The organism is Planktothrix pseudagardhii (assembly GCF_904830925.1).
Classification (GTDB): domain Bacteria; phylum Cyanobacteriota; class Cyanobacteriia; order Cyanobacteriales; family Microcoleaceae; genus Planktothrix; species Planktothrix tepida.
The window spans coordinates 2,660,494-2,681,002 of record NZ_LR882967.1 but is presented as its reverse complement, the minus strand read 5'-3'; the positions used below and the strand labels follow the sequence as shown (position 1 = coordinate 2,681,002).

17 protein-coding genes are annotated in these 20,509 nt (G+C 40.5%); 15 read left to right on the top strand and 2 right to left on the bottom strand.

Annotated features, from left to right (window positions below; translation table 11 throughout):
* The first annotated feature begins 359 nt into the window (after positions 1–359).
* From NMK36_RS11365 to NMK36_RS11355, 3 genes are all read left to right on the top strand, one after another.
* The gene (locus tag NMK36_RS11365) at positions 360–1,769 is read left to right on the top strand and encodes an amidase (RefSeq protein WP_254173746.1); all 1,410 of its coding nucleotides are present in this window, start codon (positions 360–362) and stop codon (positions 1,767–1,769) included.
* Positions 1,770–1,813: 44 nt separating this feature from the next.
* Positions 1,814–3,490, top strand: coding sequence for an alpha/beta hydrolase (locus NMK36_RS11360; RefSeq protein ID WP_254173745.1), 1,677 nt, complete (start codon positions 1,814–1,816; stop codon positions 3,488–3,490).
* A gap of 272 nt (positions 3,491–3,762) precedes the next feature.
* On the top strand, positions 3,763–3,987 hold the full coding sequence (locus NMK36_RS11355) for a hypothetical protein (RefSeq protein ID WP_072721788.1): 225 nt from the start codon (positions 3,763–3,765) through the stop codon (positions 3,985–3,987).
* A gap of 224 nt (positions 3,988–4,211) precedes the next feature.
* Here the strand turns inward: NMK36_RS11355 and ilvC are convergent, their stop codons facing one another.
* On the bottom strand, positions 4,212–5,207 hold the full coding sequence (ilvC, locus tag NMK36_RS11350) for a ketol-acid reductoisomerase (protein ID WP_254173744.1): 996 nt from the start codon (positions 5,205–5,207) through the stop codon (positions 4,212–4,214).
* A gap of 108 nt (positions 5,208–5,315) precedes the next feature.
* On the opposite strand from ilvC, the gene NMK36_RS11345 reads away from it, so the two are divergent.
* From NMK36_RS11345 to NMK36_RS11315, 8 genes are all read left to right on the top strand, one after another.
* Positions 5,316–5,705, top strand: coding sequence for a RidA family protein (locus NMK36_RS11345; protein ID WP_072720478.1), 390 nt, complete (start codon positions 5,316–5,318; stop codon positions 5,703–5,705).
* A gap of 279 nt (positions 5,706–5,984) precedes the next feature.
* Complete coding sequence (locus tag NMK36_RS11340; protein ID WP_072720477.1) at positions 5,985–6,269, top strand: hypothetical protein; 285 nt, start codon at positions 5,985–5,987, stop codon at positions 6,267–6,269.
* 348 nt (positions 6,270–6,617) lie between these two features.
* The gene (locus NMK36_RS28780) at positions 6,618–6,752 is read left to right on the top strand and encodes a hypothetical protein (RefSeq protein ID WP_255528397.1); all 135 of its coding nucleotides are present in this window, start codon (positions 6,618–6,620) and stop codon (positions 6,750–6,752) included.
* 119 nt (positions 6,753–6,871) lie between these two features.
* On the top strand, positions 6,872–8,263 hold the full coding sequence (locus NMK36_RS11335) for a malic enzyme-like NAD(P)-binding protein (protein ID WP_072721792.1): 1,392 nt from the start codon (positions 6,872–6,874) through the stop codon (positions 8,261–8,263).
* Positions 8,264–8,686: 423 nt separating this feature from the next.
* Positions 8,687–9,619 carry a UDP-glucuronic acid decarboxylase family protein gene (locus NMK36_RS11330; RefSeq protein WP_072721794.1) on the top strand — a complete coding sequence of 311 codons (933 nt, stop codon included), beginning with the start codon at positions 8,687–8,689 and terminating at the stop codon, positions 9,617–9,619.
* Positions 9,620–9,820: 201 nt separating this feature from the next.
* Positions 9,821–11,188 (top strand): UDP-glucose dehydrogenase family protein, encoded by a 1,368-nt coding sequence (locus NMK36_RS11325; protein ID WP_072721796.1) that lies wholly within the window; start codon positions 9,821–9,823, stop codon positions 11,186–11,188.
* 347 nt (positions 11,189–11,535) lie between these two features.
* Positions 11,536–12,642, top strand: coding sequence for a HindVP family restriction endonuclease (locus NMK36_RS11320; protein WP_254173743.1), 1,107 nt, complete (start codon positions 11,536–11,538; stop codon positions 12,640–12,642).
* 24 nt (positions 12,643–12,666) lie between these two features.
* Entirely contained in the window at positions 12,667–13,599 is a 933-nt protein-coding gene (locus NMK36_RS11315; RefSeq protein ID WP_072721802.1) for a DNA cytosine methyltransferase, read from the top strand.
* A 97-nt stretch (positions 13,600–13,696) separates the two neighbouring features.
* Here NMK36_RS11315 and NMK36_RS11310 read toward each other — a convergent pair whose 3' ends face one another.
* Positions 13,697–16,390, bottom strand: a complete 2,694-nt coding sequence (locus tag NMK36_RS11310) for a DEAD/DEAH box helicase (protein ID WP_072721804.1) — start codon at positions 16,388–16,390, stop codon at positions 13,697–13,699.
* Positions 16,391–16,677: 287 nt separating this feature from the next.
* On the opposite strand from NMK36_RS11310, the gene NMK36_RS11305 reads away from it, so the two are divergent.
* From NMK36_RS11305 to NMK36_RS11290, 4 genes are all read left to right on the top strand, one after another.
* A complete protein-coding gene (locus NMK36_RS11305; RefSeq protein WP_072721805.1) occupies positions 16,678–17,811 on the top strand; it encodes a succinylglutamate desuccinylase/aspartoacylase family protein in 1,134 nt (377 codons plus the stop codon).
* A 57-nt stretch (positions 17,812–17,868) separates the two neighbouring features.
* Complete coding sequence (locus NMK36_RS11300) at positions 17,869–18,348, top strand: flavin reductase family protein (RefSeq protein WP_254173742.1); 480 nt, start codon at positions 17,869–17,871, stop codon at positions 18,346–18,348.
* Between the two features lie 112 nt (positions 18,349–18,460).
* Entirely contained in the window at positions 18,461–19,606 is a 1,146-nt protein-coding gene (locus NMK36_RS11295) for an ATP-binding protein (RefSeq protein ID WP_254173741.1), read from the top strand.
* A gap of 85 nt (positions 19,607–19,691) precedes the next feature.
* Positions 19,692–20,405, top strand: a complete 714-nt coding sequence (locus NMK36_RS11290) for a hypothetical protein (RefSeq protein ID WP_254173740.1) — start codon at positions 19,692–19,694, stop codon at positions 20,403–20,405.
* The last annotated feature ends 104 nt before the right edge of the window (positions 20,406–20,509 follow it).

Genomic DNA, 20,509 nt, shown 5'->3' with positions numbered 1-20,509 from the left:
GGAGTTGCCCCTACTTAGGTCTTACACGATTATGTCTGAACCGAGTCTACTAGAATATCAGGTGTTATCTAGTGCCCTTTTAATGGTTCACTCTCCAAGCGTTTTCGGTATTTCAACCGAGGTTTGGGTATGCCCTACCCTACCTGTCTTACGACAAAGCTCTTAACTTTTAATCATTCAGCAATTTTTACGGGCTGAAATCTGGAAATAGAATACTCTTAGTCTACCCCTTTGGGCATCCTTACAACAAGTTGGCTGTTGACGGTTGACAGTTGACCGATTACTGTTGACTATTAGCTGTTGACTAATTACTATTTATTCCCTGTTCCCTGTTCCCTGTTCCCTGTTCCCTCCTTAACATGAATTCAGTGGATTTAGCCTTTACCCCTGCTTTAGAACAAGCGCGATTAATTCGCACAAAAGTTTTATCTCCTTTAGAATTAGTTAATTTTTATTTAGATCGAATTCAACGGTTAAATCCGCAGTTGGGTTGTTATTTTACAGTTATGGCAGAAACCGCTATAGAACTCGCCAAAACCCAAACAGAACACCTCGCCCAAATTGCCGATATTAATGAATTACCGCCATTTTTTGGCGTTCCCATTTCGATTAAAGATTTAAACCCCGTTGCGGGAGTTGCCTGTACTTATGGTTCACGGGCGTTACTCGATAAAATAGCCACTTATGATGATGGAGTTGTCAGTCGTATTCGCCAAGCCGGATTTAATATATTAGGAAAAACCGCAACTTCTGAAGTCGGATCATTACCCTACACCGAACCCGATGGCTTTCCTCCCGCCCGTAACCCTTGGAATTTAGAGTATACCCCCGGAGGTTCCAGTGGGGGGGCTGCTGCTGCGGTGGCGGCGGGATTATCCCCCGTTGCTCATGGGTCAGATGGCGGAGGTTCCATTCGTGGCCCTGCCTTTTGTTGTGGTTTAGTCGGAATTAAACCCACGCGAGGGCGAGTGTCCCATGCTCCCGTCGGAGACTTTCAAAGTGGGATTTCCACCGATGGCCCACTGGCTCGTACCGTTGCCGATGCAGCGGCTTTATTAGATGTAATGTCAGGCTATATTTTAGGAGATCCCTATTGGTTGCCTGATCCCAATCCTTCGTTTTTGGCAGCAACACAACAACATCCCAAGTCTTTAAAAATTGCCGTAGCAACTTCTATTTTACCCGTTGGTCAAGCGTCTCCAGACTGTGAACAAGCGGTTCAAAATACTGTTAAACTTCTCGAAAAATTGGGTCATCAAATAGAACTCATTAACCCGGATTTTAGTTCAATTATTGAACCGTTTACTTTAGTTTGGAAATCGGGAGTCGCAGCCTCTGGAATTCCGTCAGAGTATTTAGGTTCGGTAAATCAATGGTTAAGGTCAACTCAAATAACGGCTGGACAATATTTGCAAGCGGTGTCTAAAATGCAGGTAGCCGGACGTGAAATTGTTGCCTCCTTAAGTCCCTTTGATGTTATTGTTTTACCCACCTATATGCACCCAGCAATTTCTGTGGGAGAATATGCTCAACTTTCTCCTGAAGAAACGTTACAGCGTATTATTGAATGGATTGCCCCTTGTCCAGCATTTAATGTTAGTGGTCAACCGGCGATCGCCATTCCCACAGGTTTCACGTCAGCAGGTTTACCCCTTGGGGTGCAATTAGTAGGAAAACCCGCAACGGAAGCCACTTTAATCGCCTTAGCTGCCCAATTGGAAGCCTTACAACCTTGGGAACACCATCGCCCCCCGATAGCAATGAGCTAATTCGATGTTAAACTTTTTGGATTGTTGAACCCAGACTTTTGATCATGCGTGAAATTCCGGTATCTGCTTTTTCTGTTTTTTCTAAACACCCGTGGAAAAAATTGTTCCTTTCCTTAAGTTTTTTAACGCCAACAATTGTTAGCAGTTTTTTCCTATTCCCGCTTTCGAGTCGTGCAGCAGAATCTGTTGTAATCAGACAAGGATTTATTTATGCTACGGTTTCGGTTAAAGACTTAAAAGAATTTGCAGAAACCGGAAAAGTTCCGTTAGGATTGTTGGGTTATTTTAGTTTCCTTACCCCCGAACAAAAGCAACAAGCCTTAGCAGCGTTAAATATTAAAATTAAAATTCAAGATGAAACGGTTGATGAAATTGTTAATAGTCAAGTGGGAACCCGAATTTTAACGGATATTGATACCATTATTTCTTCAGATCAATCCCAAGGGGGAACAGCCATTAAAGAAGCCATTCTGTCTTCTGCTAAATCTCCCCAAGGATTATCCGTTATTAATTTTTTAGAAAACTATCCCCTCTCTACTATTGAGATTAATGTTCCTAAAGCATTTGAGGTTTTAAAACGCTTAAATCAAGGATTTTGGCAAACCCAAAGATTACTTTTAGAAGTCTTACCTAAATTTCCAACTGGAGAAGTTAAACCTCCGCAAATTCCTTTTGATCCAACTCAAGCAGGGCCGGGAAAAGTTGAAATTACCCGAATAGAATTGCAGGATAAACAACGAAATCGTAATATACCCGTTTATATTTATTCATCTTCCGCAGCCACACCCGATAAACCCTTAATTCTTTATTCTCACGGTCGGGGTTCTGATTATCAAGAATTACGCTATTTAATGGAACATTTAGCTTCCTATGGCTACACCGTTATTGTTCCTGAACATCCCGGAAGTAATGCGACTTATGTTGATAAAAATTTGTTTTTATCTCCTACAGAAATTATAGAACGTCCCCAAGATTTGATTTTTACGTTGGATGAATTAGAAAAATTGAATACTAATGATCCCCGTTTTAAAGGTAAATTTAATACCAATAATACTTTAGTTTTTGGCTATTCTTTTGGAGGAGCAACGGCTTTAGCTTTAGCGGGAGGAGAATTCCAAATTGATGAACTCCGAAAAAATTGTAATCAAAGCTTTATTACTTTTAGTTTAGGAAAAGCCACTCAATGTTTAGCAGCAGAACTGCCGAAAGATCGCTATCGATTTAGTGATCCTCGGATTAAACGTGCGATCGCCTTTGCTCCAACGGCTTCTGTAATTTTTGGAAAAACAGGATTAAATAAAGTTCAAGTTCCTACTTTAATTTTAACACAATCTTCTGATAAAATCACTCCAGCTTTACCTGAACAAATTGCAATTTTTCCTCAAATTAAAACTGAAAAATTATTATTAGGGGTTTTAGGTGCGACCCATTTAAGTGTTCGAGATCCCAGAACCATTGCGGATCAAAGTTGGATTCCCATTACTCCAATTTCAGGTGGTGAAGTGATTGGTGATGCTTCAAAAGATGTCCGTAATTATGCTAAAACAATTGCTTTAGCAACAGCCGCCCAACTAACACCCGATGCTGAAAAATATAACGTATTTCTAACACCTGAATATTATCGATCTATTTCAACTCAAGCTTTTCCCGTGCGTTTAATTACAGATATTCCCCCAGAAACCCAAGTTTTCATTGAAGAGTTATTAAAAACTCAAGATTAATAGTATACTTTAGGGGTCAACTCTAATCAGCGAGGACACTGATAAAAGAACTGGGAGTTTCTTTTTAAGGATAGTGTTCCTTCTCTCAAATCTTCTTAATATACAAACTCCTCAAATTCGCTGATAGCAGTTGCATAAATAGAGTCATTGACAAAAACTCATCCAGGGAACCTACACTTGTGTTTATCTTTTTCTTTCTGTTCCCTGTTCCCTGTTCCCTGTTCCCTGCTATACAATAAATTCCCATAAATATCGTTATCTAAAAATTGCTTATGACTCCTAAAAAAATTCTAGGCTGGGGCGCTGTTGCCTTAGTAGTTCTATTTATTTCCTCTGGCGATACGTTTAAATTTTTGCCTAAACCCGCCAGAGAAGCGAGTAAAACCAGTCGTGAGTTTGTTGTTAGTTTATGGCCTAAATGGTTACGGCCTAAAGATACTAATGAACAACGAGAGAAAGAAATTGACAAAATTGAAAAAGGTCAGGGGGCAAAATAGAGTGCGGAGTGCGGAGTGCAGAGTGCAGAGTGCGGACAGAAAAGTCAGAAGTTAATGATGTCCTCTTTCTCCCCCTACTCCCCCTACTCCCCCTACTCCCCTACTCCCCTACTCCCCCTGCTTCCCCTGCTCCTCCTCCTTCCCCTGCTCCTCCTCCTTCCCCTTGTCCCCTTGTCCCCTTGTCCCCTTGTCCCCTTGTCCCCCTGTCCCCCTATCCCCCTACTTTAATCCTTCTTCATCCAGCTAAACATAGCGCGTAAGTCTTTGCCGACTTCTTCGATGGGATGTTCGGCTTCTTGACGACGCATGGCGGTAAAACCGGGTTTTCCAGCTTGATTTTCTAACACAAAGTCTCTAGCAAATTGACCCGACTGAATTTCGCTGAGGATTTTTCGCATTTCCGCGCGAGTTTCATCGGTAATAATTCGAGGGCCGCGAGTATAATCTCCATATTCAGCCGTGTTAGAAATGCTATCGCGCATTTTAGCTAAACCGCCTTCGACGACTAAATCCACGATTAATTTAACTTCGTGTAAACATTCAAAATAAGCCAATTCCGGCTGATAACCTGCTTCAACTAACGTTTCAAATCCAGCTTTAATTAAAGCACTTAAACCCCCACATAAAACCGCCTGTTCACCAAATAAGTCGGTTTCAGTTTCTTCGCGGAATGTGGTTTCTAAAATCCCACCCCGTGTGCTGCCAATGCCTCTAGCATAGGCCATTGCGCGGTCACGGGCTTGTCCAGACGCATTTTGATAGACGGCAAATAAAGCAGGAACCCCTTGGCCTTGTTCATAGGTGCGCCGCACTAAATGTCCAGGGCCTTTGGGAGCTATCATCACCACATCCACATTAGAGGGAGGAACCACTTGACCAAAGTGAATATTAAATCCATGGGCAAAGGCGAGGGTTTTGCCTTCGGTTAAATGGGGTTCAATTTCATTTTTATAAACGGTTTTTTGGACTTCATCAGGAAGCAAAATCATAATGAAGTCAGCAGCCTTAGCTGCATCTTCAACGCTATGCACGGTTAAACCGGCATCTTTGGCTTTGATGGCTGACTTACTGCCGGGATATAACCCGACAATCACATTCAGACCACTTTCTTTTAAATTCAGTGCATGGGCATGACCTTGGGAGCCATAACCAATAATGGCAATAGTTTTCCCTGCCAAAATATCTAAATTGGCATCTGCATCGTAGTACATCCGAGCCATCTGGCTTCTCCTTCGCCGTTTGTGGGGTAATTATCCAAAACTTTGATCATATCACAGGCTGGTATGATGTTACCGTTTATGTCGTCTCAGAGAAGGAATCCTTTAATCATGTTGGAGTATATTACCCTGCCCAATCAAGTTTTACCTCCCGTTGCTCCCTATTCCCATGCGGTGCGTGCTGGGGATTTTTTGTTTGTCACTGGACAACTCGCTGAAAATCCAGAAACTGGGGAAGTGATTAAGGGAACCATTGAACAACAAACTCAGCAAGTGATGGAAAACTTAAAATTAGTGCTAAATCATGCAAAAACCAGCTTAAATCGAGTTGTTATGGCTCGAATTTTTGTTACGGATTTTCGACATTATGAAACGGTTAATACCATCTATGCCTCTTATTTTGAAGCAGAACGTTTACCTTGTCGAACGACAGTTGGTGTCATGGGACTAGCCGGTTTAGGAGATGTTGAGATCGATTTAATTGTGTATTGTGGAGACTGATGGATGCCCGATCTCAAGAATTGTATCAGAGTATAAAATTATGTAAATATATATAGAGTGATCTCGAAAGTCTATCCTTCTCTCAACGGTTAAAACACCTGCTATAATGAGTTTACAGCCAAAGTCTGTGAGATTAAATTAAACATACTCCCATTAAGTCTTATTTCAGCTTTCTCTCTATTCATGGAGAAAGGGGATCAGATCATGAATACTAGAAGATAAGCCCTCTACCTAAGGGAAGAGATAAGCGATCTAGGACTCAATACTAGAGGTGAGGATATGAAACAACCTTCACAGTTAACTCGGCTGATTTGGGATTTTTATCGGGAAAATCAACAGGAGCTAGATCAACTTCAACTCCTGGCGAATTGTAGAGTATTTCGACGGTGGGGAGTTTTACATATCCAATGCTTGACCCAGGAAATGGGTGAAGCACTCACACAGGTTTACAGTTTAATTCGAGAACCCGTTTCTCAAATGCGACTAGCCCCAAAAATTAAAATATCCGTAAAAAACATAACAGTTGCTGTTTTTTATGTTAAATCTGATCGAATTATGGCTTAAACGACTCAGGATGTTGTTGTTTTTAACATCCTTACAGAAGTTTAAGATCAACCCGTTCCCTGCTATTTCCCGAAAAGAAATGCAGGGAACTTGCTGAAAAATACCCAGAAATTAACGGATTGTTAACTCAAATCCGAAAGGATGAATTCTCCCAATGCGGTTATTAATTCGTTAATCACAGTTGTATTTTATTTACCCTCAACTGCTGAAATTAAAGTTGATAACCGAATGTCAGGATATTAATTTTGAGAGAAATTACGGATTTCAACCCTAATGTTTGAAACACGGATGGGTTACTGTACATCTGAAACAAGATTAGTCGATCATCCTCACCTAAACAATAAAACTATGAAATCGTCCAAGACTCAGCGTAAAAAGCAAGTAAAACAAGCTCTCGAAAAAACGCCAACTCCTAAATATGTTGATCACTATATTACCCTGGCTAATCTGGCCTATTATTTACAATTGAACGAACAATATTAGAGAACCGGATCTTAAAGTCAAGAATTGTCTTGAAATCTGGAAAAACGGGGTTGGAAGAACTGACAAAGAGCAAGATCACCTTTACAATTGGGGGTCTACTATCAATCAATGCACTGAGTATGGTTAGCTTAACACCGAATCCGAGTTTTAGTGTCACAATTCGTCTGGAACTGCCCAACCGCGCTGGAATGTTAGCCAGTGTTGCCCAAGCAATCGCAACCGTTGGGGGAAATTTAGGCCAAATTGACTTAATTGAACAAACCCTACAAAAAACCATTCGGGAAATTAGTGTTGATGCTTCGAGTGGCGAACACGCAGAACAAATTGTCCAAGCGGTAAAAGCATTACCTGAGTTAAAAGTTTTAGCGGTTTATGACCGAACCTTTAATCTACATCGGGCGGGAAAAATTAGTATTCAGAGTAAAATTCCCCTCAAATCTCAATCGGATTTAGCAATGGCCTATACCCCCGGAGTGGGTCGAATTTGTAAAGCGATTGCTGAAGATCCCCAACAAGTTTACAGCCTCACGATTAAACAAAATACTGTTGCCATTGTTACCGATGGTAGTGCAGTTTTAGGGTTAGGAAATTTGGGGCCAGCCGGAGCTTTACCCGTTATGGAAGGGAAAGCGATGTTATTTAAAGAGTTTGCCGATATTGATGCCTTTCCCATCTGTTTAGACACTCAAGATACAGACAAAATTATCGAAACTGTTAAATATATTGCGCCTGTTTTTGGGGGGATTAATTTAGAAGATATTGCTGCACCTCGATGCTTTGAAATTGAAGCCAAATTACGGCAATCTTTAGATATTCCAATTTTCCATGATGATCAACATGGTACGGCAATTGTTAGTTTAGCCGCACTGATTAATTCCCTAAAATTAGTCAAAAAATCAATGGATGAGATTCACCTGGTTTTAAACGGAGCAGGTGCTGCGGGGATAGCAATGGCGCGCTTATTTAAAAAAGCTGGCGTTCGTTATATTACCTTGTGTGATTCTAAAGGGATTATTTCCCAGGATCGACCGGATATTAACGCTCAAAAACGGGAATTTGCTGTTGATTTATCAGGAACTTTAGCGGATGCGATGAAAGATGCGGATGTGTTTATGGGAGTAAGTGCCCCTGGAGTCGTAACCCCGGAAATGGTACGTTCAATGGCAAAAGATCCGATTGTTTTTGCCATGGCTAATCCTATTCCTGAAATTCAACCCGAATTAATTACTGATGATGTGGCGGTGATGGCAACAGGACGGAGTGATTATCCTAATCAAATTAATAATGTTTTAGCATTTCCAGGAATTTTCCGGGGAGCTTTAGATTGTGGGGCAAAAAGTTTAACGATTTCTATGTATTTAGAAGCGGCATCAGCGATCGCTTCTTTAGTGTCTCCTAGTGATTTAGATCGCGAACATATTGTTCCTTCCGTCTTTGATAAACGGGTAGCTACTGTTGTTGCTGGGGCTGTTGCTCATACCGCTCGTCAAGAAGGGTTAGCCCGCCATTAACTCTAGGTTTACTTCTATTTGCGATAGCAACCTGGTCTGACATCTTCCCCAATCCTTCTCCTGTAAGGAGAGGGGAAAAAGATGGGTTTTTACTTTATAGCAATTTGTTATTAATTTCAACTCAACAACTCTTGAAAACAAGGATCAGAACGAATCGCCTCAAAATCCGAAGTGAAACCCAAATCTTAATTGTAAATAAGCTGATCAAAAAACAGCTAGTTTACCTGAACTTGAATTTAATGCTTTCAAAATCGAGTAGGATAGATGTGGAACGGACAGCAACACATAATGTTGTAGGGTATAGCTGGGGTGTGTCCAAAGCTAAGTCTTAACTTTGATCAACTGATAGTGGATTCAGCTTACCTGCGCTTGATTGTTGTCCACACCATTTCAACTCTCTACAATTTTTGAGCAAGTGCAAGCATGAGAATCTTAGTCACAGGTGGCGCGGGTTTTATTGGTTCACATTTGATTGATCGCTTAATGGAACAAGGCCATGAAGTGATTTGCCTGGATAACTTCTTCACGGGGACAAAACGAAATATCCTCAAGTGGATGGATAATCCCTATTTTGAACTAATCCGTCATGATATTACTGAACCCATTCGCTTAGAAGCCGATCAAATTTACCATTTAGCTTGTCCCGCCTCTCCGGTTCACTACCAATACAACCCGGTTAAAACCATCAAAACAAATGTATTGGGAACCCTCAATATGTTGGGGTTAGCCAAACGCATCAAAGCCAGATTTTTTTTAGCCTCTACCTCAGAAGTTTATGGTGATCCTGATGTTCATCCCCAAACGGAAGACTATCGGGGAAACGTTAACTGTATTGGGATTCGATCCTGTTACGACGAAGGAAAGCGGGTTGCAGAAACCTTAGCCTTTGATTATCATCGTCAAAACGGGGTCGATATTCGCGTGGTGCGGATTTTCAATACCTATGGCCCGCGAATGTTAGAAAATGATGGCCGGGTGGTGAGTAATTTTATCGTTCAAGCTCTGCGAGGCGTTCCCTTAACGATTTATGGTGATGGCTTGCAAACGCGAAGTTTCTGTTATGTGTCAGACTTAGTAGAGGGATTCATCCGTTTGATGAATAGTGATTATATTGGCCCGGTCAATATCGGAAATCCTGGGGAATATACGATTTTGGAATTAGCCCAAAAAATTCAGAATATGATTAACCCTGACGCTGAAATTCAATTTAAACCTCTCCCGGAAGATGATCCAAAACAGCGACAACCTGATATTACTCGTGCTAAAACGTATTTGAATTGGGAACCGACAATCCCCCTGGATCAAGGATTAAAATTGACAGTGGACGATTTTCGGGAACGCATCTACCCATCTTAAGGATAGAAGATAGGGGAGTAGGGGGAGAAAAGGAGCAGGAGAAGAAGGGGAGAAGGGGAGAAGGAGGGACATCATTAACTTCTGACTTCGCACTCCGCACTCCACACTCCACACTCCGCACTATGCACCCCACAACCTACGCCTCCTCTTCCTTCTGGTTTCTTCTGGTTAGCATATTGTCAAAAAATTGAGGATAGATTTATGCGAGTTTGTGTCATTGGAACGGGATATGTGGGTTTAGTAACGGGAGTTTGTTTAGCGCAGATCGGGCATGATGTGATTTGTATTGATAATAACGAAGAAAAAGTTAAATTAATGAAGTCGGGACAATCCCCGATTTATGAACCGGGATTACCCGAATTGATGAAATCCTGTATGGAATCAGGACGTCTGGATTTTTCTTCGGATTTAAGTGCAGGTGTTGAACACGGTGAAGTGTTATTTATTGCTGTGGGAACTCCGCCATTACCCACGGGTGAAAGTGATACCCGTTATGTCGAAGCTGTGGCGCGAGGCATTGGTGCTAACCTAACGAAAGGTTATAAAGTGATTGTGAATAAATCCACTGTACCTATCGGTTCTGGTGACTGGGTGCGAATGATTGTTTTAGATGGTGCAGGAGAACGACAAAAGGAAAAAGGGTTAGCGGGAACCCCCATTGAAGCCGAATTTGATGTCGTGAGTAACCCGGAATTTTTGCGGGAAGGTTCGGCTGTTTATGACACCTTTAATCCAGATCGGATTGTGTTAGGAAGTAATAGCAAAAAAGCACTGGAAGTGATGCAAGAATTATATCAACCTTTAGTGGTGCGGAAATATTCTGATCATCCTTCCTTACCTCCGGTTCCGATTGTGTTAACCGATCTCAGTTCCGCAGAAATGATTAAATATGCGGCAAATTCATTTTTAGCAACTAAAATTAGCTTTATTAACGAAATTGCTAATATTTGCGATCGCGTCGGGGCAGATGTTAAACAAGTCGCCGAAGGAATTGGCTTAGATTCCAGGATTGGCAATAAGTTTTTGCAAGCTGGAATTGGTTGGGGAGGTTCCTGCTTCCCGAAAGATGTTTCTGCCTTAATTCATACCGCCGATGACTACAATTATGAAGCTCAATTGTTAAAAGCTGCGGTGGAAGTGAATAACCGTCAACGTACCATTGCCATTGACAAATTACAACAAGTCCTGAAAATTCTCAAAGGCAAAACCGTCGGATTATTAGGGTTAACTTTTAAACCGGATACGGATGATTTACGCGATGCTCCAGCTTTAAATATTATCCAAGAGTTGAACCGTTTAGGAGCAAAAGTTAAAGCTTATGATCCGATTATTTCCCAAAGTGGAATGCGTCATGGCTTAACGGGAGTAATTGTTGAAACCGATCCTGAACTGTTAGCCGATGGCTGTGATGCGTTGGTTTTAATCACAGACTGGACACAATTCCACACCCTCGACTATGCAAAAATGGCGAAAAAAATGCACTCAGCATTTATGATCGACGGACGGAATTTCTTAGATCGCAAACAATTAGAAGCCGCCGGGTTCCAATATGTTGGTATTGGGCATTAATCTGTAGGTTAATGTAACATTAGGGTGGGCATGGCTCACCCTATTTATTATTTATAACAATACTTCGGATTCGGACTGCGTAAGCGAAGTTGGTAATTTTGGAGTCCGAAATCCTTATTTTACCGTTACCCCTTAAAAGTGTTCCAAGTATTGACTATCAGCAATTTAGTAGCGATTGGAAAGCTAGATTTACTACAAAAAATATATGGTAAAATGATTATTCGTAAAGCTGTTTATAAGGAAATAATTAATGGTGGTTATTTTGTACGAGGTTCAACAGAAATAAAAAACTTACTCACTTCTAATGTCAGTTCTCTAGTGAATAATCATTTACAGTAAAGTTTTGTATGATCTTGACCAAAAATAATGTATTCGACGTAGAAACCGGCTTATTTGGATTAGAAAGAGGACGCTCTAATCGAGATTTCTCAAAAGAGGGAAGTTGGGGGAAGAATAAGTTTAATAATGCTTTTCCCGTATCTTTATCTTGCTACATGGCTAGGAGAGGTTTGAAGCTAGTGTATCTCAAATTAGATACAAATACTCAGATTAAACATGAAAAAATAGATGTTTCTTCTATTTTCGGGTTAGATCCATTTGCATCAGAGCTTTTCTTTTCCTTTGAAACAGACTTTACACCCTACAGAACAATTGTTACGGGTAAATTTCCAAGAACTGATCTAGTCACACTTAACAAAAGTACAAAAAGTGCCTGTTGGCAAAGCTTGGAAGTCAAGCTCACTGCATTACCTGATAATTCAACTTATAAGTTGCCCGAGACTCAGTACGGTTGTGAAATTGTTGTTAGACCTACTACCATTATTTATCTGGCACTAGGAATTGCATACAAGTTAAAAGACTCACCAGAATTATTACTTGACTATTTAGATCCTACTTCTATTCGTAGATTGTCCACTTGGTGGGATGTGGACAATGTTATAAGTTATATTTTAGACCTGGCAAACGATTTAGACCGGATTTTAATATCAGTATTAGATTTACAAGAGCCATTTGTTTTACAACCTGTTTGGAAAACAATTGGAAGAACAGCAAAATTACACGAAAACTGTTTAGATATCTTTGTATGGAGCGATTTTGCGTTCACAAGACTTTTTTTTAATGCAGCAAGGGAGGCTTTGGGTAAAAAGCAAGAAATAGATCGATATGGAAGATCTATTATTTGGTTATCAAGAATGCTTCTTGATTTTGCCTTAGAAGGTAGAATTCCTCATGCAGACATTATAAAAACACTTGCCTATAACGCTCAAACAGACAAGGCATTTGCTCTAAATGGTGCTAACACGAATCGATATATGGCTTGTACAGAATTGACAAGTCCTAGAATAAAAAAAGATGAAATTAAAAATATTGTTCTTGGTGGCGGACAAAACTTTCTGAGTCCTGAAAGACGATTTGATGCTGCTCTTCTAAGCAATCCAGAATTATTTAATTAGATAAGTCAATTCTTCATAAAAATAATGGAAAATAAACCAATCAATCTTAAAGTTATAGATCTTTTTTCAGGTTGTGGTGGGTTATCACTCGGAATTCAAAATGCTGGTTTTGATGTAGTTGCTGGTTTTGACAATTGGAAGTTAGCAGTGAACACTTATCAAAAAAACTTTAAACACCCAGTATTTTTAGCAGATCTAGGCAATCTCCAAGGAGCATTTGATATTGTTAAAGGATTTAAACCTGACATTATAGCTGGAGGGCCACCATGTCAAGATTTTTCTAGTGCCGGAAAAAGAGATGAAAGTTTAGGTAGAGGAGATTTAACGATTTCTTTTGCTGAAATTGTTGCTGTTATCAAGCCTCAATTTTTTATTATGGAAAATGTAGACAGATTTGTAAAAAGCACAAAATATAAAGAAGCAAAGCAACTTTTTAAATCGGCTCACTACGGCCTTAGTGAAAAAATATTAGATGCCAGTTTATGCGGTGTGCCACAAAGTAGAAAAAGATTTTTCTGGATCGGAGAGCTTGGTGGAGAAGATAAAAAAATAGAGCCTTATTTAGACAATAATCTGGCTAATGAACCTCTGACTATTCGGCAATATTTTAATACTATAGGCAAGACTTTAGATGTTGACCATTACTATAGACATCCAAGAAGTTACAAAAGACGGGGTGTGTTTAGTATTGATGAACCTAGCCCAACAGTTAGAGGAGTTAATAGACCGATTCCAAAAACATATAAAGCTCATTCTGGGGATTCAGCATTAGTATCATCAAATGTTCGTCCTTTAACGACGATTGAAAGAAGTTATCTACAAACTTTCCCAGAGAATTTTGTATTTGAAGGTTCTAAAACTGATCTTGAACAATTAATCGGAAATGCTGTACCTGTAAAGCTTGCTGAGTATGTAGCTCGTTGTCTTGCGGAGTATATTGCTAATATGAAATCGTGAAATTGATACTATTACAGATAATCTACTAAACCCCACGTAAAGACGCGCCTATTTATGCCGTCAGGCTATTGGCGCGTCTCTACAGGGGACTAATGCGCTAATCCACCGCTTCATTAATCGGGAATCGATCAATTAAATGGCGGGCACGAATGGCATTTTGTTTTAGTGACTCGCTTAAATGAGGAACATGAGGGATTTGTGAAAGAAAATCTAACGTGCGCCGGAACATTCGCACAATGTCCCCCTCATCTAAACTGGTATTAGCGACTAACTCTAACCAATCGGTTTCTAAAGCCCATTGTTCAATTAAACCCGTTAAATCCCGTTCTAGCCAAATCGGTAACGCCACACGATAGCGTCGCTGCTGCTTAAATAACTCCTGACGAATACCCCGCAACCGTCCGAGAGCATTTTCCACATCATCAGATAAGTGATAGCGAGTCCAACTATCGGGACGATAAACCTCCGTAACTAACGCCGCACAAGCCGCCGCTAAATGATGGGGGTCAAGATCATCAAAAATCCCTGATTTTAAGGCTAACCCTAACCACAATTCATTATCACCGCGTAAGGCAGCCGTTGCTTGACCTAAATCCGTTGGTTTTAATTCATCTAAGGCTTCACAATATTGCAAAATCGAAATTAAAGCTAAAAATTCTTGCCAATGACGGGCTAAATCTTCTTCTAATTCCGTGCGTCGTTCTTGAATAATTTCATCCAATTCCGCCCACCGTTGCCACCGTTTTAACAGTTTATTGGGTTTACCCCATTCATGAATCGGATGGGCATCTAATTCTAACTCTAATCGTTCCACTTGTTCTTGTTGGGTAATCACTTCTGGCGGAGGTTCAGGTAACATTAAATTGGGAATTTGTTGCACAATCGCCACCGTTAACTCATCCCCTTTGCGACATTGCCCTAATTTAAACGGAATATTAGGAATATCGACATAATCCACATTTAACCGTTGAGACTGGGGTTGTAAAATCACGATATCCGCCGAACTCACCACATACCAACGATTATCCCGTCCTAAACACAGGAAATAGGGGGCTTGTCCCGAACTGGGGGTTTTTGCGACTAATACCGCCGGAATGGGGTCAGCCTCAAAACTCCGGGCGGTGGGGACGTGTTTTCCGCGTAACCCGACAATCGTTCCTAATGACGTTGAGTCCATCGCTAAAGCCATCTGGTGCATTCGACTGTCTTCGGCTTGGCGCTGTAATAACTTTAATAAACGGCGTTCCTCTCGCAAACGTTCATAAATTTTTTCAAAACTGGCTAAGGTTTCCTCCAAAATTGCCATATTTTGTTCGCCTCGAAAGCCAAATTGGGCTTCAATTAACGCTAATTCCGCTTGCATAATTTCGATTTCTCGTTGGGCGGGAATTAAATTAATCGTTGATAAATATTGTCCGAAACTCCGTTCAATTAATTCTTTCGCTTCTTCTAAAGTATGGCGTTGTAATAAATTCAAAACCATGCCATAACTAGGCGTAAATTGACTCACTAACGGGTCAGGTTTAGACGTTGCTAAATAAGCGGCTTCTTTTGCCCCTTCAAAAGGGGTTTGTACCGTGACAACATACCCTTCAATATCCATACCCCGTCGTCCAGCCCGTCCCGACATTTGCAAGAATTCCGAGGGTTTTAATAAGCGATGACCATCATCGGTTCGTTTCGATAAACTCGAAATCACCGTTGTTCTAGCGGGCATATTAATGCCAGCAGCCAGGGTTTCTGTGGCAAACACTACTTTAATTAATCCTTGTTGAAATAACTCCTCAACTAACCCTTTCCAAGTGGGTAATAATCCCGCATGGTGGGCGGCAATACCTCGATATAATACTTCTAATTGGTCGGGACGAATGCCTTCTGGACTAGCAGCAACAAAGGCATCAATGTGTTTTTTTAACAGGGCAGCTTCGGCTTCTGTAACTAAGGATAAATGACGCACTTCTGCTACAGAGCGATCGCATCCTTTGCGACTAAAGATAAAATAAATAGCAGGTAACATATCCCGTTCTTGCAGATGGGAAATAACCGCCGTTAAATTGGGAACATCATTGCGATTTCTACCCCGTTGAGGAGGGCCTTTACGTTCTTTGAGGCGGGGATTAATTTTTTTTAAAGAATTATCTAATAACGGAAATAGCCCTTTGGTATTGCAAAAATGATATTGCAACGGTACAGGTCGAAAGTCAGAATAAATTAACTCCGTTGGGCCATGAACCCTAGAAATCCAGTCTGTTAATTGTTCACTATTAGCGACGGTTGCAGATAAAGCCACTAATTGAATTTCACGGGGACAATAAATAATTGACTCTTCCCAAACCGTCCCCCGTTGGCGATCATTCATATAATGGCATTCATCTAAAACCACCGCCTCCACTGCTTCCATAGAGGTTCCCACCTCGCCAATCGGTGTACCATAAAGCATATTGCGGAAGATCTCTGTTGTCATCACCACCACCGCCGCATCCCGGTTAACGGAAATATCCCCCGTCAGTAACCCCACATTTTCTGGCCCTAGTAGATCTTTAAAGTCCCTATACTTCTGATTAGATAAAGCTTTTAGGGGTGTTGTGTAGAAGACCCGCCTATTACCCGCTAACGCCCGATGGATAGCATATTCCCCCACTAACGTTTTTCCCGACCCCGTTGGTGCACAGACGACAACGGATTTTCCTTCATTCAACGCAGCAATGGCGTTGTACTGAAAGTCATCCAGGGGAAACGGAAACAGCTTGTTGAGATCCAGTTGGGGATCGTTTTGGGTAGAGTAGGACACAAGAATCTAAATAAAGGCTAATCTTATTGTGCCTAAATTTTAGCTTGAATTGCAGGGGAGTTGAAGAAAACTCGATCAAAACAGAAATTTTGAGATAAAATTCCTCCATCTGTGAATCCTGATAGGCGGTTTCCTCTACTTCAGCCCTGGCTTTTCTGTCCCCTTACCTGTGAAGTTTTCAGCACAATAAATAGGAATTAGGTGTTTTTTTCTTTCTTTTGCCTATTCCTTATTCCCTTCTTGATTTATATTCTATTTTGATAATCAGCTTTATTTTGCCTAGTCCTATGATTCCTAATATTTTAACAATTCCTTTAATCCAACTTGCATCTGGCGATCGCTTATTTCTTCAAGTCTATCAATTCAAAGGTGCTAAACCGGGAAAAAAAGCTTATTTACAGTCTAACTTACACGGAGCGGAAATTAGCGGAAATGCTGTTATTCATGATTTGATTGAATTTTTAACTCGTTTAGATCTTGAGCAATTAATAGGAGAAATTTGGTTAGTTCCCGTGTGTAATCCTTTGAGTGTGAATCAGCGATCGCATCACTTTTCCTCCGGTCGATATAATCCTTATGATGGTAAAGATTGGAATCGAATTTTCTGGGATTATGAAAAAACCGGAGAAAATATTGCCCAATTTGCCCAAGACTACCAAACCTTAGAACCTCACGAAATCCAATCTAAATATCGGCAAAACATTTTAAATCAATTTCAGCAACTCTCGGAAAATCTAAAAAGTTCGTTAGGCGTTCCCTACCATAAATATTACCGTTATCAACTCCAAAGTTTATCTCTTAATGCGGATTACTTAATCGATTTACACAGTGGAACCAATTACGGATTAGACTATTTATATTGTTTTCATAGTCGAGAAGAAAGTGCTAAAGCCTTCCTCTTAGATTATGGCATCTTAATGAATGATTATGATGGCGATGCCTTTGATGAAGCTTTTATGAAACCTTGGTTAGCTTTAGAACGAGAATTAAAGAAATTAGGGAAAAATATTCAATTTGAGATTGAAGCTTGGACATTAGAACTTGGTTCTGGATTAACCATGAATCCTGAATCTGTGGAAAAAGGAGTTAGAGGAATTAAAAATTATCTCGCTATGAAAGAACTTTTATTAATCGAAAATTTTCCTTTAACCTCTACTCCAAATCACACGATAAATCTCAGCCCCAAAAATCAACTTCAATATTATTATTCAAGAACTGGAGGTATGATTAAATTTTATATCAAATTAGGAGAAACTATTCGTAAAAACCAGAAACTCTATGAAATTTTAATCTTTAATAAAACTAGAGAATTACCCCAAATTCAAGAAGTTTTTGCCGAGTCTGATGGACTAATTTTTGATCTCGCTAGAAATCATTCTGTTAATCAAGGGGAGTATATTTTAGGGGTGATGCCACGATAAATCCAGTTTTTTTGATAAACTAATCCCAGTCAAATCACTCAATACCCCATTAACATTGTGTTGGACGAATCAGCTAAAAAAACAATTCTGCGGAAAATTCCCCACGCCCTCTATATTTGTGGGGTGAAAGACGGGGATGATGTCAATGGTTTTACCGCCAGTTGGGTGACACAAGGCTCCTTTGAACCGCCTTTAGTGGTCAACTGCGTTAAGAACGATTCTAAATCCCACGCCATGATTAAGGCCAGTGGTGTCTTTTCCCTCAGCTTTTTGGCTGAAGGTCAAAAAGACATCGCCCAGAAATTCTTTAAACCCCAACATCGAGTCGGAAATAAATTCGAGGACATCGAATTTTACATCGGAGAAACGGGTTGTCCCATTATTTCCGAAGCCTTGGGTTACGTTGAATGTCAAGTTGTCGGTGCGGTTGAACACGGCGACCATACCGTCTTCGTGGGAGAAGTCATCGCCGCAGGCGTTCATAAAGAAGCCGAAATTCTCAACCTCGCCAGTACAGGCTGGAATTACGGAGGGTAGAAGGGGACGGGGGGACAAGGGGACAGGGGGACGGGGGGACAGGGGGAGAAATGATTAACTGTTGGCTTCTTGCTGACAGCCGATAACCCTGTTGCTCCTGAGTTCCTGCTGGGTGAACCCCGAAAGTGCTAATATCAGCAATCAGCTTGTGCGATCAATACCGATGGATATAGAAGAGTTAGCAGCACCGTTAGAAACCTTTGGACGACAAAGCCAATTTCAACAAATCACTCAGGCGTTAGCTGGTGAACGTGATTTGTTAATTGCTGGGGTTCCGGGTAGTGGACGCCGAACCCTCGTTCGACGGGCGGCGGTGGAAGTGGGGGCGAAAATTATTGAAGTGGACTGTATTCGGGCTACCGATGGCCATCGGTTGACCCAACTGTTATGCGAGGGGATTTCTCAGGCGGTTAAAAGTCGAACAGCAACTCAGTTTTTGCAACAGTGGACAGCAACAGAAGCCGATCAATTTTTGGTATGGCAGGGAAATACGGCAAAAAGTTTGCGGTTAATTGCTCAACCGGAAGAGATTTGGCAAGCGTATCAATTATTAATTCATTTGCCTCAACAGTTAGCAGAATTTGTGCAGCGACAAGTGGTGTTAATTTTGCATAGTTTTCCTCATATTCGGTCTTGGGATAGACAGGGAGATTGGGAAAAATTATTGCGTCAAGAAATTCAACAGCAAAGTTCTGTTAGTTATGTTTTAGTGGCAACTTTAGCAGAAACGACAAATCAAGAGGACTTTCATAAAAATTTAGATATTGTACAATTAACCCCCTTATCGGATGATGTAGTCGCAGCTTGGGCGCATGGAGTTTTGCATCGAGAACATTTAACCTTTGATCCGCGATCGCACGCCTTAAAACGCTTTTTAGAAGCTGTTCAAGGACATATTGGAGATGCCTCGGCGTTAGTTCGTCGGTTGTGTAAAGTCAAAACAACTAATGGGTTAATTGGAGATAGGGAAATTGAAGAAACCTTACAGGAATTATTAGCGGATTTTTCAACGGTATTTGAATCGTTGTTAGTATTACTTCCCTCTTCCCAAGCGCAATTATTAGAGTCTTTAGCCTTAGATCCAACGGATAAACCCCAAAGTCGAGAATATATTACCAAACATCATTTATCCAGAGGCGGAAGTTTACAAGGTGCGATCGCAGGTTTACAACATAAAGGCTTGATTTATGGTTCAGAATTAGGCTATAAATTAGCGTTACCCTTATTTGGATTATGGATCAAACAACGGTTAAGTTAAATCAAAATTTAAAATTCAGCTTAATTTAATTGCTGAGGGCGAGAAAATATCGCCCCTATAAAATCAATCAATAGTTTATAAAAAAATGAAAAAAACAGGTTTATTTCTATTATTGTTTTTATTAACAGGCTGTGAAGTTCTATCGGAACATTGGAAACAACTTTCCACTCAAATTCGTCAAGGACATTATTTAGGATATCAATTTCCCGCCAAAGCAGGTCAACAGTTAAATTATCGCACAGAAGATAATTTATGTATTTGGCTTTATGCGCCAGATCGACAACAGATTAAAAGCAAAGATTTACCCCAAACGGGTCAATATACACTGGTTTTAACTGCCTTAAAAGGAGCAACAACCTTTGATCTTAAAATGAACTTAAGTTCTCGTGGAGTAACGGGAACCCAACCCTTACAACCTTTACCACCTTTTGCGAATACTTCCACTGCTTCCACTTCTTCCCCTACACCAACCCCTTCTATTTCCCCTCAACCGAATATCCCCAATGAACGGGTAACATTTGACCCTGGGACAACGGGAACAACCCTAACAAGCGCAATTAAACCCGCAGAAAAACGACAATATAAATTAGAATGTGCAGAGGGACAAAAAATGTCTCTGGAAGTTCAACAAGGAACCGTCGATATTAATATTTTAGATCCGAATGGTCAAACGATTGGTACGATTAAAGATAGCAAAAAGTGGCAAGGAGAATTACCGAAAAGCGGTGATTATGTAATCGAAGTTTCTGCCTCAAAAGCAGCAGATTTTAAACTCAATGTTGATGTTTCTCCTTTATAGTTGAGTTTTTTACTCGAATTTAACTACTCATTAATCTAGGCAAGAAAATTTAACGATTTTGAGTTAGGGTTTGGATTTGATTAGTATTATATTCGATTTTTGGG